Source organism: Paenibacillus sp. JZ16 (genome assembly GCF_015326965.1).
GTDB lineage: Bacteria > Bacillota > Bacilli > Paenibacillales > Paenibacillaceae > Paenibacillus_AQ.
This window is the reverse complement of sequence record NZ_CP017659.1, coordinates 5,639,452-5,655,055: the sequence shown is the minus strand read 5'-3', so window position 1 is coordinate 5,655,055 and position 15,604 is coordinate 5,639,452. Positions and strand designations below refer to the sequence as shown.

Sequence of the window (15,604 nt, the reverse complement as noted above, 5' to 3'; positions counted from 1 at the left end):
AAACAGAAATACGACGAATACAATTTTGTTTAAAAATCTGCTCCCCACCCTCTCCTACACCCCCAACAAAAAAAGACCCCGAATTCCAACCTTAGGTTGAAATTCAAGGCCCTTCCCCCTACGAATAGATCACGCGATTATGCTGATCTGCGATACCCGATTTTCGATAAAAATACGTATTGATGACATCGCACCACTCCTTTGCACTCTCTAGTTGTTCCAGCAAGCGCTGTTTAACATGCAGGAAGCGTTGCTGATCAAGCTTATGCTCCAAGGCATCCCAGCGTGCGAGCCACTGCTCCACCTGCTCGACTCCTGCAAAATGAGTGTCATAAATATGCTGAATGACCGTCTTGCCGGACTTTAACACATGGGTATAAGAAACATGGTGGAAAAATAGCAGCAATTCATCCGGGCAAGTCTCTAATCGCTCATACATCGACGCATGGGCGCCAACATATTGGCCGGCGTACCCCGTTCCCGTGGCCTGCGTCCTGTCAACGCCGATCCCGTCGCGGTCCGCGAAATGATACGTTCCCCATTTGGAGTATTCATATCCGTCCACGTCTGGGCCGTAGTGAACATGCGGCACGACCATCCAGCCCACGCCAAGCGGAGAGGTATAATTCTCGTAGACCGGCCACGATTCCATCAGAATGTCCATCACGGTCCTCGTCACATCCGGATCGGGTCCAAAGGTCATCCGGCTCCACTCTTCGGCGATTTCCTCCGCCGTCAGCTCCGGATTCCACAGCAAGCGGCCATAGCCGTAAAGGTTGGACTGGGCAAGGTAGTGACCGGTCCAGTTGAAGTCATCACCAATATTGGACACGGCTGTTATGCCGCTGTGCTGATACGGATACACCCGTCCGGCTACAATATCTTTCACCTTGCTGCCCTTTCCTTGGCACAGCGTGTCGAATTCCAGCACCTCTTTCCATTGCGGAATTAAATAACATACATGCCTTTGCTGTCCCGTATACTCCTGCGTAATCTGGAATTCTAGCAACTGATTCGTTCGTTCCATCGCTCCAAACAATGGCGATACCGGCTCTCTGACCTGAAAATCCATCGGACCGTTCTTGATCTGCAGGATCACATTGTCCTTGAATTTGCCGTCCAGCGGTTTGAAATGATCATATGCGGCGCGGGCGCGGTCCGTCTGGCGATCCCGCCAATCCTGATGGCAATCGTACACGAAGCATCTCCATAAGACGAGTCCGCCGTAAGGCTCCAGCGCTTCTGCCAGCATATTGGCTCCATCCGCATGATGGCGTCCATAGGTAAACGGGCCGGGACGGTTCTCCGAGTCGGCCTTGACCAGAAATCCGCCAAAGTCAGGAATGGTTCGGTAAATATCGGCCGCTTTCTGTTTCCACCAATTCTGAACGGCCGGTTCTAACGGATCCGCTGTGGATGTATCCCCAAGCTCGATCGGTGCAGCAAAGTTCACGCTGAGGTAGAGGCTGATGCCGTAATCGCGGAACACATCCGCTACGCGTGCCACATCCGGTAGCAATTGAGGCGTGATCAGCTTCGTCTCGGTCTTATGCACATTCACATTATTGATCGTGATTCCGTTAATCCCAACAGAGGCCAGCATTCTGGCGTAAGCCCGGACACGAGTCAGATCGGAGACGAGTGTATGGTCCTTATAAAATATCGATCGGCCCGCATATCCGCGCTCAATGGTTCCGTCCATATTGTCCCACTGATTCACCATGCGAAGCCGGTACTTCGGATGTTCGATCATATCAAGCGCTTCGTTCGCTTGGCCCGTCTGCAGGAGACGCATAAAATGAAAGACCCCGTACAGAAGTCCCCTGTCCGATCCTCCTGCAATGAATATGTAATCCTGGTCTCCTCTTACGATGCGGCGTATGATGTAACCTTCATCTCCCACAAGACCGGCTTCCTCGGCTTCCGGCGAGCCGTCAAGCAAAGCTCTCTCTATGCTCCCCAGCGTCCCTGCGACCAAGCAGCGGCCGGCATCCATCTTTTCGCGAAGTAAGGGCTGCACACCTGTCAGTAGAGCAATGCCTGTGGTCAACTCCTGAATCGCTGTACGAAATACTTGCGAAGAAACCGCCTGCGCGGTCACGATCTTGCCCAAATAGCTTTCCAGCGGCTTAATTGCCGCAGCATGCTTCAGCGAGCTCCCATCAACCTGCAACCATGCCGGGTCATAACTGCTGTTCATAATGCCTCCTCATGATCATTTCACGAGCTCCGTCGGGTTCATGCCCGTGAATTTTTTAAATACCGTGCTGAAATACGGAATGTTTTTATATCCGACCTGTTCTGCCACTTGGTACACCAATGCATTTTTCTCCATCAGCAGCTCCCGGGCCTTCTCGACCCGTACTCTGGTCAAATAATTGTTGAACGTTTCTCCCGTCAAATTCTTAAAAATCATCGACAAGTAGTTTCTCGAAATATATACCTTATCCGCCAGTCCCCCAAGCGTGAGATCCTCGGCATAGTGCTCGTGAATGTACTCGATCATAAAGTCGACTGCCTGGCGATGCTTTCCGTTCCCGCCCCATTCGCGACTGCCGAACACGAGCCCGATCTTGGTGATCAGCCATTCCGCAAGCTCGGATGGACGCTGCAGTTTCGCCATTTCGCGCGTAATGCTGTCATTCGGGAAGAAATCGTCAACGACGGTCCCCGTCTCATAGAAAGCGAAGGCGATAATTCCCCATAGCTCCCCTGCCAGCATACTGACGTATGGTTTGGTGATGCCCCCTTGCTGTTCCAATCGCTTCATATAGTCCCTGATGATCGTCTGTGCTTGATGTTCTTGCGAGGTTCGAATCGAACCGGCCAGCTCCAGGTAAAGCTTAACAGGGCGCACGGGAGGCTTGGCCTCCGCATTGCCCGGCTCCTGTGCACAGTAGAAATACAGCTCATACTCCGGAACCGCCGGCTGCGTATTCACATCGATCGCACGAAAGGCTTCTTCTGTCGAGATACCGATTTCCCTTATACTGCTCTTGCGATCACCGATGCCGATTCGGAGCTTCAGCTTCAAGTAGTTCTGCACACAGTCGATTAATCGGACACCCAGCTGCTCCAGCTGCTGCCGCACTCGCTCGGCAGACTCCATTCGACCATGATGAATAATGACCACGGAGCGGTTGGTGTGGAGATCCGTATGGTCGAAGCGGGGGAATGCCGCCTGGGTAATTTCGCACACCATATTGCTGATTGCAAATCGAAGGAGGCTCCAGTCCGGCAAGCTTAGATTAGCTGCCCGTTGATCGGAGATCAGCTCGATGCCAATGACCGTATGATCGAAATCGGTCCAATACCGATAAGGCTCGGGGATTTCCGTTTGGAGACCTGAATGTTGCAGTGCACCTGCTGCGGCCGATTTGACCCACTCCTTCTCCACGAAGGGCTCGTAAAGCTGCAGCTTCTGGAGCAGTTCATCCTGCTTCATGCGCAGCTCTTCCTGCTCCTCCAAATCGGATATGGCTTCATTTAAAACAGACTTCAGCGTCGGAAGGCTGATCGGCTTGGATAAGTAATCGCTCACGTTCAGGCGCAAGGCTTGACGGGCATACTCGAAGTCCGAGTAACCGCTCAGAATGATCACTTTTCCTGAATAGCCGGTGTTCTTCCGCAGCTGCTCGATCATATCCAGACCATTCATGACAGGCATATATAAATCGGTAATCACGATGTCGGGGCTGGCCAATTCAATCATTTCAAGCCCTTCTTCCCCGTTCAAAGCTTCTCCCGCCCACTCTGCATTCAGTTCATCCCAAGGGATGGCTTTTCGGATTCCCTGCAGCACGGCGCGGTCGTCATCAACGATTCCTATCTTCCACATCTGAAGATCCTCCTTCTTATTTGCAAAAAGGCAATGCCTCACATTAAAGGTAATACGCCATGCCCGATAGGCTATGAAACCGCTCAGGCATGACGTAAACCGGGAGTAGACCGGAACATATAAGCTGAATTATTAATTTGGATGCGGGGGGCAAGTACGAAAATGTTCCTACGATCGCTGTTGCTCCCGGATTTTTGGATTTTATATTAAGTGGTAAAAATCCGGTCACAAAGGCGACCACTTCCGTTTCTTCGGAATCATTTTACTCCCTTGCTAGCATCCATCTAGTTCTCATCTCATTTTATATGATCTATTCATATTCCTGCGAGGCCTTCTTCAACGATTCATAGGCCTTCTCCGGTGTTGTTCTGCCGAAGCTCAGCTCATCCCGGACGAGCGGGAAGTCTTTGTCGATGAAGTTCACCCAGCCTTCCGGCCCTGTCGTAAATATCTGTCCGTCCGGCGTCGTTGCGTCAATCAGTTTCATCCCAACCTTTTCGCCCTCCGGAAGATTCGGAATCAGCGACTCGGCGATCTTGGCATTGGCAGGCACGCCTCGAGCAGTTCCAAGGATAGCCCCTGCCTCCGGATCATTGATGAACCAGTCGATGAACTTTGCCGCTTCTTCCTTGTGCTTGGAATTAGGCGAAAGACTGAAGTACATGGACGGCTTCAGCCAGCCTCCCGCTTCCTCGGCCCGCGGCATCGTAACCAGATCGTACGCCCCTTCCTTCATGCTGTCCCATGTGGTGTAGTTATTGGAGAAGGAGTAGCGGAATAAGATTTTGCCGTTGACCAGCAGGTCTGCCGTCGGATCCATTTCCTTGTCGGATGCGTTCAAATCGGCTGGAGGTATAAGTCCGTCCTTGCGCAGCTGTTCAAACTTCTTGGTCCATTCCAGGAAAGTCGCTTCATCAATATTGAATTTGCCGTCTTCCGTAATCAAAGGACCTTTACCCTTGGCATAGTGATAAGCGCTGAACATAAAGTAGTTACCGGCATAATCCAGCGTGAAATATTGGCCTTCCGCCAGTTTAGGCTTTACCTCTTCCGCCAATGCGAAGAAATCATCCCATGTCCAGCCGTCTGTCGGCATCGTTGCGCCCAGCTTCTCAAGAGCCGCCTTGTCGTAGATCATCCCAAAAGCAACCGATCCCAACGGCACGCCGTATTGCTTGCCGTCTCTCTGCCCGATTGGCAGCAGGCTCGGCGTCAATTCATCCAGTTTAACCTTGGTGTCGAGCTCTTCGAGCTGGTTGCGGGATGTCCAGTCCGAAACCCAGCCCGGGTCCATTTGGAAAATATCCGGCTCGTTATGCGCCGCTGCCTGAGTGGAGAGTTTATCCAGGTAACCGTCCATCCCGGAATATTCGGGCTCGAAGGTAACGTGCGGATTTTTCTGCGTATAGGTCTCCAATGCCTTCAATGTAGCTTCGTGACGCGGCTGCGAACCCCACCACATAATCCGCAGCTTGACATTTTCCGCCGCCGAACCGCTCTCGGCCTGTGTATTGTTCTTGGTTGAGGTTGTGCTTTCCGTGCTTGAGTTGGTGCTTCCGTTACCGCCGCATGCCGCCACCAGCAAGGAGAACACCATCCATAACGCGACAATATGCAATCGCTTCCATTTGTTCATGCCGACTTCCCCCTAAAAACAATATATTGTGGTCAATATGTATCCTATCAATTCCAGGATGACAGGAGTATAAGAGAGATGCACAATTTATTATAAAATCGTCTGATTATGTTTTACCGCTGTGCTTCCTCAAGCCTTGGAAAGGCGATCGATACAACCACTCCTCCATTCTCTCCATCCTTAACGAGGATCTCATAATCATCGTTGAAGAACGCCGAGAACCGCTCTCTCACATTCCGGATCCCGTAACCTCCTTTGCGGCGATGGCTCCCTTTGTTCTGAGGAGCAAGCCCGCTTCCGTCGTCGATAATCGTCATTCGGATCCGGCTGCCCTCTTCCTCAGCCTTAATTTGAATTCGGCCAGTTTGCCTTGAATTAAATCCATGAATGATTGAATTTTCGACGAAAGGCTGGAGCGTCATTTTGGGAATGAATAAGTTGCGGATTTCCTGGGAGGCATGCACCTCGTATTCCAGACCGTCTTCCCACCGGATCTGCTGGATTTCCAAATAGCATGCGACGTGAGTCAACTCTTCTTCAATCGTAATAAAGCTTTCTCCATGCGATAATCCGATGCGGAACATGCGGCCCATCAGCTCCAGAATGCGACTCATCTTCTCCTGTCCCTCCGCAATCGCCATCCAGTTCAGCTGGTCCAAGGTGTTATATAGAAAATGCGGATTAATATTGGCTTGGAGCGCTTCGATTTCCGCCTTCCGCTGCTGCTCGTAACGCTGCGCAAGGGATGCGTACAAAGCCTGGATTCTCTCATTCAGTCTGCGAAACCCTGCAAACAGAATGCCGAATTCATTCGTGTAATCACCGGCCAGCTCAGCTTGTCTCCCACCGACATCGTAATTCTTCATCGCTCTCACTAACTGGGCGATCGGCTTCAACAATTGCCTGCTTAACCATAGCGTTAACAAGAAAGCCAGCAATAGGGCTCCGATGCCGATGGTAATAATGGCTCCAGCCAGCTTGATGCTGCCTGACGTAATTCTCTCCCATGGGGTAATCTCCACCAGCATCCAGTTGGAGTCGGCGACTTTGGAATAGACGACCAGAGACTCGACGCCATGCTGTGTATGCAGCCGTGACACACCGGATTGGTCCGTGAACCGCAAATCCTGCTCCTGTAATCCGGCATCCCTCATTGATTTCCCGACGCTCAGCAGCTCCCTGCCGTTCAGATCCAGCAGCATCCGGTTGGAATCTTTGGAATATCCCTCGAGAATCCCGCGGATCCAATCCGCTTTCACATGCACGACAAGAATACCCAAGTACCGGGAGTTGTTGTACACCTTGCGGGAAAAGCTCAGCACAGGCACGTTCCCATTATAGGTCGTTAAATCATGCTCCTCTGACCAGGAAAAGTCATTGTTCTGCAGCAAAGGATACCATGGCTTTGTCGCAGCCTCCGTTAATCCATGGAACTGAATATAGCTCTGCCGATCCCCCCACTCCGGCTGTTCCATGTATAAATCGATGGCTTGAATTTGCGGAATCGAATAGGTGAGATGAGCCAGCGCTTCCTGTATGCCCTTGGACCTCCGGTAGTGGTTGAACTCATCTTCTTTTCCCGACAGAAACGTAAGTAAATCGTTGTCCCTGGACGTTGTCAGCGATATCTGCTCGATCGAAGTCAGGCGACCCGTAATTTCGTTGTTCAGCTCCTCGAGCAGTCTTTTTTGATAATACGACGTGTTTTCAGCCAATTCCCGCGAAGTCATGACATAACTGGTCCATACCGTGATCGCCAGCACAATCGTGATCAGTCCTGCAAAGCAAATAATAAACAGGGAATCGATCCGGTATTTTTTGAAGGGATTGATCATAATTCTCATCCTCCATGCTTTACATTCCTATCAGAAAAAAACATTGAAGCTGTGCGGCGTACCGCTGCCTCAATGTTTCCTCATTTTATAATATATCGGTAGGGCTAGCTACTACCCTTTTAGTCCTGTGGTAGCCACACCCTCCACAAAGTATTTCTGGGCAAAGATAAACAGCAATGTAGCCGGTAGAATGGATACGAGCGACATTGCGAGCAATTGTCCCCATTCCGCGCCGCCTTGCGAATCGTTAATCATCCGTAAAGCCAAGCCTACCGTATATTTGTCGACGGAATTAATGTACAGGAGATGACCAAGGAAATCATCCCAGTTCCATAGGAAGCAGAAGATAATGACCGTCACGATAGAAGGCTTCATCAAGGGCATTACAATCCTCCAGTAAATCCCGAACCAGCTGCATCCGTCGATCTTGGCCGATTCATCCAGCTCCCGCGGGATCCCGCGTATGAATTGAACGAGCAGGAAGACGAAGAAGGTTCCTCCCGCCCCTCCCGCTAATGCATGGGGCACGATAAACGGCAGGTAGGTGTTGACCCAACCAAATTGGTGGAACATCGCATACTGCGGAATGATGAGCACTTGGCCCGGCAGCATCAGGGTGAGCATGAGCAGGGAAAACCAGAAGCCTCGAAGCGGAAAGTCCAGTCTTGCAAATCCGAAGGCAACAAGCGTACAGGAAATCACCGTTACAATGATCACCGCCGTAATTAAATAAAAGGTATTCAAATAGAAATCGGTAAAGGTGAATCCCGGAACAGAGTTCCATCCGTTGGTGTAATTGGACCACTGAGGCACGGACGGGAAGATGGACGGAGAACTGAGCTCCTGGTTCGTTTTCAGAGAAGCGCCAATCCACCAAACGACCGGATAAACCATAATCAAGCTGAACATAATGAGGACCGAATGGCGGATCACGGGGTTCCATTTGTGTCTGGTCATTTTCCTTTCCCTCCTTGGCTCTCGGATTCGTAGAATACCCAGTATTTCGACGTCAGGTTAATGATCACGGCGGCAGCCACAATCAATATCAGCATGATCCAGGCCAAGGAAGAGGAATAACCCAGCTGATAGCGGCTGAATGCCCGTTCATATAGGTATAACGCATATACATAGGTAGAGTTCATCGGCCCGCCGCCGGTGATGACGTAAGCAGGCGTAAACATCTGGAAGGAGTTAATGACCCCCATAATGAGATTGAAGAATAACGTGGGCGACAGCATAGGAAGTGTGATTTTGAAAAATTGCTTTAGCTTGCCCGCGCCATCCACCGCGGAGGCTTCATACAGATCATTCGGGATCTGCTTCAAGCCGGCAAGGAAAATAACCATCGATGAGCCGAATTGCCATACCGACAAACCAATCAGAGACCATAATGCGGTATCCGGGTTCGTGACCCAGCCCGTTCCGGGAATTCCGAAGAATCCAAGCACTTGGTTGAAGAAGCCGTCCACGCCGAAAATATTTTTCCATAGCAGGGAAACCGCGATGCTCGCCCCGATCAAGGAAGGGAAATAAATGGCCGTTCGATAGACGGATATCCCGCGCACGGCCTTTTTTAGCAGGAGCGCAACCATCAGCGCCGCAATTAGCTTCAGCGGCACCGAGGCGAGTACATAATAAAACGTGAGCTTGAGTGATTGAGCAAATTTGTCGTCCGCCGTAATGATGCGCTCGTAATTGTCCAAGCCGACCCACTCGATCGGCCTCATGAGGGTGTAATTTGTGAAGGAATAGTACAAGGACAACAGCATCGGATAGGCTGTCAACGCCAGAAATCCAATCAGCCAAGGGGAAATAAACAGATAACCTGCAAGGGGAGAGTCCCAGCGCTTGCGAAATGGCTTTTTGCGAACAGGTATTTCGGATGCTAAAGATGTTGCTCGTTCCATGAATTCACTCTCCTTTTCAGTACCTTAAGTATAGAAGGAGAGCCGCCGGGAACTACATGAGACAATTGCTCAAAATCATTCAATATTTTCAGAATGTGTCGTCAGAAACGAATACGACCAAGAACCCCACCGTGTCGAAGCGAGTAATTCAATTTTATCCTGCGGGGTTAATTCTCCGGGTGCACTTGAACTGGCATAATTTAACAAAAAAACGCACCTCCCTGTGGAGATGCGTTTTTCACTGAATCTCATATGCTGCAAACGGATGCACTATCAACTTGCCAGATTACTCCGGTATATTCCCGCCCACCACACGGTCGCCGGAATTGCCCGCCGGGTCGGTAACATTGTCATCCTCGCCGGCATGAATGATCAGCGAGCGCCCCAGCACCGAGTTCGGCTGGTTCTTTTCCAGCGTGCCATGCTGAATGATCATCTCCGCTTCCACGGTGCCGTCTGCGCCCACGACCAGGTTCGGCATGTCGCCGACATGGCTTCCTTGCGGATTCTCCAGGCCATGATGCTTGTGGGTCGGATTAAAATGCCCTCCGGCAGATTTAAAATCCGTTCCCTGAATCGCATTCTCATGCACATGGAACCCATGCTTGCCTGGAGTGAGGCCGGATGCGGTAATCTTCACCTTCACCCCGTCATGGATCTGCTCTAAAGTAGCGGAACCAACTGGCTCGCCCGCCGCATTGTACAGCTTGACTACAGGCTGCCCCAGGGATTCTTTCCTGGAAGCCTCGCCCCAGTACACTGGTTGGTTAACCGGATCCGAAACCATGCGAGCTGGCGCATCGATACTGTCGGTAGGCATCTTAGGATCCGCGGTCTCCGTCTCTTGTTCCGCAATTGGACCGTCAGCGGTGGCATTGTCCTTGCCGTTAACGAAGTGGCTTATTTTAGTCATCGTGTGTTGAATCGTATCTAAGGTGCCTTCTGGATTCGCAGACACTTTCCTGACCCTCTTCTCCCAACCACAGCTTGATGGCATGAATCGGAGATGGCTGGGCATAGACGACCATCACGTCGTAATCCGGGTCCGTTCGTTTGGCATCTTCCGGCTGCTTGCGAGCGGTACGGATCGCTTCCTCAAACGCTCTTACATCTTTCGCTTCCTTAAAGGACAACAGTGTATCCCCATTCATCTCGTCCCATGTCTCGAAATCCGAAATCCGTATTTCGGCAACCTGTTCGTCTAGAAGCTGCATCGTCTCCCAACCAGAGTCCTTATCGCAGCCTACCAATAGAGCCATCATGTAAAGCATCATGATCATGAATAAGCGCTTCATTACTGTCCTTCCTTATCTATGAAAAATATTATGGGATGATCCCATGCCGCTTCAGCTTGTCTATTAGCATGGTTCTGTACGTCTCTTGGTCATAAAGGGAGTTATTGATTAACTCCTTGTTCAGTCCGAGCTTGTCCAAGATCCTGTGCTCCAACTCGCGCCGGGCTTCCAATACTTGCAGAGTCCCTTCGACGCCTTCCAGGCCGTGATGTTTACCGTACCCCTGTCCAGTGTAGTAATGGGCGAACCCTGTGGACCATGCCTCCGGGCGTTCCCGGATAGCCTTGCAGAATGCGTATTCCAGGTCGTTCTGCTCAATGTAGAACAGGAGGGGATTTAGCGGAAGGACCGCTTTTTCCAGCCCCAGCACGTAGTCCGTCACTTGATCTTCCGGCGCATCATGCTTCACCATGCCGACGGTTACCGGATTCTGAATGAAACAGCACTCAAAAATCGCGACGGTGGGCTCATGCAGCGCCTGCTCGGCAAATGCCTCCCACCGATCGGTGATGAGCCACCGGTTGAGGTCCAGCGGGAGCTCGTAAATATCCTTCTTAGCCAACGAATGATAAAGGTCGTCCGGAAAAGAAGCGCCATATTCGTTCTTCAGCTTCTGGTAGGGCAGGAGGTTCCAGCTGCCTTTTTTGACAGCCCGTTCGATCCATATTTCTTTAAAAGGGTTTGCGACTTCCAGCAACTGCCCGAATTCCTCTTCCGTCAGACACGCGGTTCCCTCATAATCTGCCGGATGGTCGGTATCCCCCTCCATCACCAGCCGGGACTCAATGTTGTGCTCGGAAAGAATGGCATGAATCATACGGGACGTCGTCGACTTGCCGAATCCCGGCAGGCCCTCAACCATGATTAATTTCGTCTTCATTTCAAATCTCCTTCAAATCTCAAAAAATGTGTGCAGCTTCATGTTATTCTGTGGGAGCCTGTGAATATCCTTTTCTCTATACAAAAAGGCTGCGGCCGTTTTGCGCCGCAGCTCCCACTCATGAAGTCCCATTCTTATTTTCTTATCATCGGTTGTTGGACCATAGATCACTCACTTATGTGAATATACAACAGAACCTACTTGAATATCCTTTGCTGTTATATTCTTACCGACAGAAATACCTATGTTTTTTTTATTTGCCATCGAATTTGAAATCTGTATCGATCGAACTTCATGTATAGTTTCATGATCATCATGTTTTAAGATAATCCGATCCCCTATCATCGATTCAATCTCGGGATATGATAAGGAATCAAGTTCAGGATTAATACCTACTAAGATTGTTCCCTCTTCTTTATGATCAAATGCGAGACTAACCGTCATAATTTTATCCATCTATATTCACTCCTTATCTTTCATCAATGTATAATTTATCTTTTACGTCTCGCCACTTCAAACCTCCATGATGCAATCTAGTAATTGCGTCCCTTAGCAGAGTTATTCTTTCCGTCGATGTCAATTCAGGTGCAAACCTAGCCGCTCTAATACTAGCCTGAGCTTCGTCAAGAGCGAAATTCACTTTAAATGTGTCTGCATCCAGTCCGTATAGTTCAAATGCTCTTCCCGCTTGGTAAGCCTCATAGTGACCGACGATCTCATGGGCCACTGTAGCTCTGCCTGTTACTCGGGAATTCGCACTGAGGGTACCTATTCCCGTATGCTCCGCAGGTAGTACATCTGTATTTATGATAAACCGATCATACATCATTCCTGTGTTCCATTCATCATAAAATCCAGGCTTACTTATAAAAATATTTTCTTCCGGAAAGCCTAGGGATTTGGTGTAATTCATGAGTTCTTTCTGTTGAATCTCTGTTAATGGGATTTCATTTCTCAACCCATCCGAAGAGATTTGTCTTAATTCACTGGCTCCTTCGAATTTAATTGAGCCTTCCATTACAGTCTTAGGTTTTATGATTGCCTTAGTAGTTATTCCCCCACTTATTAGACCAGCTGTTCCAATAATGTTGGCCATATGTTCAGTCGACCAAGCATTCGTGGGAAATATGGCTTCTCTGATGGTACCATGTACACCAAAAGTCATACCATTTAAAAAATCGTTCGGAGAGTCAAACATATTATTTGCTCTCTCTACATAAGCTTGGTATGCCCCTTTTGGGATACCTGCAGAGGCAAAGTCTAGAAATGTCCAAAATGAATCAAACTTCTTCTCGTAACGCTCATCAAAGCCGGACTTGATATCGCTGCCTAGTTGTTTTAAGCTGTCTCCGGACTTCTCAAGAGCATTCCGCGTGTCTGGAGCGGGAGCTGCACAAGAGTTTGGAGGAGGTGGCAAACACCTTGAATCCATGGAGCCGCTTTGAGACTCATCTGCTAATCTAAACTTTTCAGCATGCTCATTTAATCGCTGTGAAATAGAACCAGTTAACAACACGAAATTTTCCATGTTCCTTTTAGCTGTTTGAAAATCATGATAAAAGCGATGTTTTGTAGTTCCTTCCCAATTCGCTACCATAAATGACATTTGCGATATCAAGTGAGCATTCATGTTTTCAATTACTAATTTGGCATTAAAAAATCGCTTGGATACCTCTTGTAGATGGTCTGGAGTAACTTTAATTGTGGTCATAGTTCCCCTCATCAATCGTTTAATTAATTTTTACTAATCACTTATTTCCAATATATGTAGTTACTCCTATTTAACCATAAAACTATTACCTAGGTCATTATTAGCTTTTCAAGGATATGTTAGCTAGAAAGAAAGCAATTTTTCTCTTCGACCTTTGAAATTAATAATAAGCAGATTCGCCATAAAAACATAGTTGAGCAAAACAAAAAACCGTAGACGTTACCATCTACGGCCTTTCCCAAATTCAACCTAACACTCTACTCCAAACTACTAAACTCATTCATACGTGCAAGTTTTACAAGATCAGACTTCGGCCATCCGATTTCTCTCGATTTCATTCTGCAATAATAACAAGAGCAATGAATCTTCCCCTTAGCAAACTCACCTGTAAACTTGGCATGCCAACCATGCTGTTTAGCAAGCCTGCTCTTACGCCGGATCACTCTCCGTCGATGATGACGGTAATACGAACGAGTACGATTGTTGCCTTTGCTTTTCATTCCATCACGCCCCTTGGGAAAAGGCCCAGCCTGCAAAGGAGCCAAGATGGTTATGTCATCCTCTACAGGCCGAGCGTGATGAAACTGCTAAGTTGCACGAACACCATGGATCACCTCAACGCGTAGTGATTTCAACCTGTATTACTTTCTTACCAACTCGCCATAATTTCCACATGCACCGTACAGAACATTCACCCATCAGGTCGTTACAATAAACCCTTCCGTTTCGTCCCCCATCAATTGCGGCCTTACATCCGCAAAGCCCTCACCCGGATTACGCAGAGCTTCCAAAACAACCTGCGCGTTATACCCGTCGTGGAAATCATAGATCTGGCCGGACTCTCCGTTCAAAATCTGAATGATTTGTTTCAGGATCGGCAGCGGGCTGACGACGTCGTCCACAGATACAGGCAGCAAATCGGTATTCTTGCCGCTTCGGTACAGGTTGCACCAGTTCTCCAATGCCAAGGTACCTTCTTCACCATGGACCACCAGGGAGACACGCTCCTCCCCTTCCCGTTGGTCGGTTCCCGACAGGCGAATCTCGATATCATTATGTAATCTCAGAACCGCCTGGACTCGGCTTTCGGACTGATTCGTATCCGACGGAAACTCGATCTCGCTCTTCACATGCGTAATCGGCCCGAACACCTGCTGGATCATCTGGATCCAGTGAATGCCAACCTCCAGCAGATATCCGCCCTGCTGCCTTGACGTGATCCAAGGATTCTGCTGCCAGGCCCTCGGCCACTGCGGAAACTCCAGGTACAGATCCATGTTTTGGATCCCGCCAATCGCTTGCTCCTCTAGCAATCCCCGCAGCTTCAAAACGGCCGGATCGAGCGGAAGCGAGAAATGAACCGCATGGAGCACATCGGCTTTCTCGGCCAGCTCCACCAGACTCCGGGCTTCGGTCAAGCTATTGGCCAGCGGCTTCTCGCAGAAGATATGAATGCCTTTCTCGAATGCGATCTGGGCCACATCGTAATGCAAGGACGGCGGAACCGCGATATACACCAGGTCAAGCGTCACCTCATCCAGCAGCTGGCGATAGTCGGTGTACAGCCTTGGACGAATCCCAGCTTCTGCGACTTCCCGGTGCAGACTGGATTCATCACTGTCGCAAATGGCGACCAATTCGATCTTCTCCGTATATTGGGGCAGTAAGCGGTGAATCATATGCCGGCCCATATGCCCTAAGCCGATGACGGCTATTTTTTGTTTCATCATCCTGTTCTCCTATTCCATTCGCGATTGAATTTTGCCATTGCATACACGTCCCCTAATATAGATCAAGGTGCTGCAGCCCGTACACTGAGATATACAGAACGTTACTGTTCCGTTATTTCTTTAGCTTAAAGCACACAACACTTTTTTTGTATGTTGGTAGTTGTTTAAATCATTTTTTTAAAACCTTTTTCATTTTCTTCTTCGCTCGTTGAACTCGTTTTTTACAAGCCTCCACAGAAATCCTCATCTCTTTAGCCGCCTCCAACATCGAGTACTTATCCAGAGCAATCTTTTTAAGTAATTTATAGTCCTCACTATTGGTTAAGTCAGAGTACATAAAATCAATATCGAGTACATCAAGATCCCCAGGGATCATGTTTTCATCTAACTTTAAGGAATTAATGAGGTACGCCCGACTGCGAGCTTTGTTTTTAATAACATACTTTAGCGTATTTAATAGCCAACCTTTCGGATTGGGGCTATATAAAAGATTGTCGGCTTTAGCACACGCAATTCTAAATGTGTCCTGAACGGCTTCTTCAGCCAGTGAACGGTCGCTCAACATGTTTTGTGCATATGAAAACAATAAAAAATACATTTCTAAATATAATGCTTTAATAACACGTCGTTGATCATCATTTAGAACCATCCTCTCACCACCTTCCCCGCATACCAATTCTCCAATTAAGGGATTATTTTATATAATTTCATAATATTTGGTATTTATGGTTTACTCGATAAGCGGGTTAAAAGGGGCAATTTAACAATTTCT

General features: G+C 48.9%; 13 protein-coding genes. All 13 read right to left on the bottom strand.

The features are described 5' to 3' along the window. Positions 1 to 118: 118 nt before the first annotated feature. Positions 119 to 2,200: an alpha-glucuronidase family glycosyl hydrolase gene (locus BJP58_RS25315; RefSeq protein WP_194541073.1), complete on the bottom strand. Its 2,082-nt coding sequence runs from the start codon at positions 2,198 to 2,200 to the stop codon at positions 119 to 121. 15 nt (positions 2,201 to 2,215) lie between these two features. Next, positions 2,216 to 3,838: a response regulator transcription factor gene (locus tag BJP58_RS25310; protein ID WP_194541072.1), complete on the bottom strand. Its 1,623-nt coding sequence runs from the start codon at positions 3,836 to 3,838 to the stop codon at positions 2,216 to 2,218. 310 nt (positions 3,839 to 4,148) lie between these two features. Beyond that, positions 4,149 to 5,474 carry an ABC transporter substrate-binding protein gene (locus tag BJP58_RS25305; RefSeq protein WP_194541071.1) on the bottom strand — a complete coding sequence of 442 codons (1,326 nt, stop codon included), beginning with the start codon at positions 5,472 to 5,474 and terminating at the stop codon, positions 4,149 to 4,151. 113 nt (positions 5,475 to 5,587) lie between these two features. Continuing rightward, the gene (locus BJP58_RS25300) at positions 5,588 to 7,309 is read right to left on the bottom strand and encodes a cache domain-containing sensor histidine kinase (protein WP_194541070.1); all 1,722 of its coding nucleotides are present in this window, start codon (positions 7,307 to 7,309) and stop codon (positions 5,588 to 5,590) included. A 111-nt stretch (positions 7,310 to 7,420) separates the two neighbouring features. Continuing rightward, positions 7,421 to 8,266 carry a carbohydrate ABC transporter permease gene (locus tag BJP58_RS25295; RefSeq protein WP_194541069.1) on the bottom strand — a complete coding sequence of 282 codons (846 nt, stop codon included), beginning with the start codon at positions 8,264 to 8,266 and terminating at the stop codon, positions 7,421 to 7,423. Next, complete coding sequence (locus tag BJP58_RS25290; protein WP_194541068.1) at positions 8,263 to 9,216, bottom strand: carbohydrate ABC transporter permease; 954 nt, start codon at positions 9,214 to 9,216, stop codon at positions 8,263 to 8,265. Before BJP58_RS25290 ends, BJP58_RS25295 begins: the two co-directional genes overlap by 4 nt. Before the next feature lie 286 nt (positions 9,217 to 9,502). After that, positions 9,503 to 10,129 (bottom strand): superoxide dismutase family protein, encoded by a 627-nt coding sequence (locus tag BJP58_RS25285; RefSeq protein WP_233354757.1) that lies wholly within the window; start codon positions 10,127 to 10,129, stop codon positions 9,503 to 9,505. After that, positions 10,122 to 10,511, bottom strand: a complete 390-nt coding sequence (locus BJP58_RS25280; RefSeq protein WP_194541067.1) for a YhfM domain-containing protein — start codon at positions 10,509 to 10,511, stop codon at positions 10,122 to 10,124. Before BJP58_RS25280 ends, BJP58_RS25285 begins: the two co-directional genes overlap by 8 nt. 28 nt (positions 10,512 to 10,539) lie before the next feature. Further along, on the bottom strand, positions 10,540 to 11,391 hold the full coding sequence (locus tag BJP58_RS25275) for a P-loop NTPase family protein (RefSeq protein ID WP_194541066.1): 852 nt from the start codon (positions 11,389 to 11,391) through the stop codon (positions 10,540 to 10,542). Between the two features lie 171 nt (positions 11,392 to 11,562). Then, the gene (locus BJP58_RS25270; RefSeq protein WP_194541065.1) at positions 11,563 to 11,847 is read right to left on the bottom strand and encodes a hypothetical protein; all 285 of its coding nucleotides are present in this window, start codon (positions 11,845 to 11,847) and stop codon (positions 11,563 to 11,565) included. Positions 11,848 to 11,860: 13 nt separating this feature from the next. After that, on the bottom strand, positions 11,861 to 13,102 hold the full coding sequence (locus BJP58_RS25265) for a WXG100 family type VII secretion target (RefSeq protein ID WP_194541064.1): 1,242 nt from the start codon (positions 13,100 to 13,102) through the stop codon (positions 11,861 to 11,863). A gap of 698 nt (positions 13,103 to 13,800) precedes the next feature. After that, complete coding sequence (locus BJP58_RS25260; RefSeq protein WP_194541063.1) at positions 13,801 to 14,832, bottom strand: Gfo/Idh/MocA family protein; 1,032 nt, start codon at positions 14,830 to 14,832, stop codon at positions 13,801 to 13,803. 169 nt (positions 14,833 to 15,001) lie between these two features. Further along, positions 15,002 to 15,481: an RNA polymerase sigma factor gene (locus tag BJP58_RS25255; protein ID WP_194541062.1), complete on the bottom strand. Its 480-nt coding sequence runs from the start codon at positions 15,479 to 15,481 to the stop codon at positions 15,002 to 15,004. Positions 15,482 to 15,604: the final 123 nt, after the last annotated feature.

Excerpts from the sequence above, each read along its gene's own strand:
- BJP58_RS25290 (WP_194541068.1), bottom strand. The coding sequence starts at position 9,216 with ATGGAACGAGCAACATCTTTAGCATCCGAAATACCTGTTCGCAAAAAG.
- BJP58_RS25275 (WP_194541066.1), bottom strand. The coding sequence starts at position 11,391 with ATGAAGACGAAATTAATCATGGTTGAGGGCCTGCCGGGATTCGGCAAG.
- BJP58_RS25280 (WP_194541067.1), bottom strand. The coding sequence starts at position 10,511 with ATGAAGCGCTTATTCATGATCATGATGCTTTACATGATGGCTCTATTG.
- BJP58_RS25265 (WP_194541064.1), bottom strand. The coding sequence starts at position 13,102 with ATGACCACAATTAAAGTTACTCCAGACCATCTACAAGAGGTATCCAAG.
- BJP58_RS25315 (WP_194541073.1), bottom strand. The coding sequence starts at position 2,200 with ATGAACAGCAGTTATGACCCGGCATGGTTGCAGGTTGATGGGAGCTCG.
- BJP58_RS25295 (WP_194541069.1), bottom strand. The coding sequence starts at position 8,266 with ATGACCAGACACAAATGGAACCCCGTGATCCGCCATTCGGTCCTCATT.
- BJP58_RS25255 (WP_194541062.1), bottom strand. The coding sequence starts at position 15,481 with ATGGTTCTAAATGATGATCAACGACGTGTTATTAAAGCATTATATTTA.
- BJP58_RS25285 (WP_233354757.1), bottom strand. The coding sequence starts at position 10,129 with ATGACTAAAATAAGCCACTTCGTTAACGGCAAGGACAATGCCACCGCT.
- BJP58_RS25310 (WP_194541072.1), bottom strand. The coding sequence starts at position 3,838 with ATGTGGAAGATAGGAATCGTTGATGACGACCGCGCCGTGCTGCAGGGA.
- BJP58_RS25270 (WP_194541065.1), bottom strand. The coding sequence starts at position 11,847 with ATGGATAAAATTATGACGGTTAGTCTCGCATTTGATCATAAAGAAGAG.
- BJP58_RS25260 (WP_194541063.1), bottom strand. The coding sequence starts at position 14,832 with ATGATGAAACAAAAAATAGCCGTCATCGGCTTAGGGCATATGGGCCGG.
- BJP58_RS25305 (WP_194541071.1), bottom strand. The coding sequence starts at position 5,474 with ATGAACAAATGGAAGCGATTGCATATTGTCGCGTTATGGATGGTGTTC.
- BJP58_RS25300 (WP_194541070.1), bottom strand. The coding sequence starts at position 7,309 with ATGATCAATCCCTTCAAAAAATACCGGATCGATTCCCTGTTTATTATT.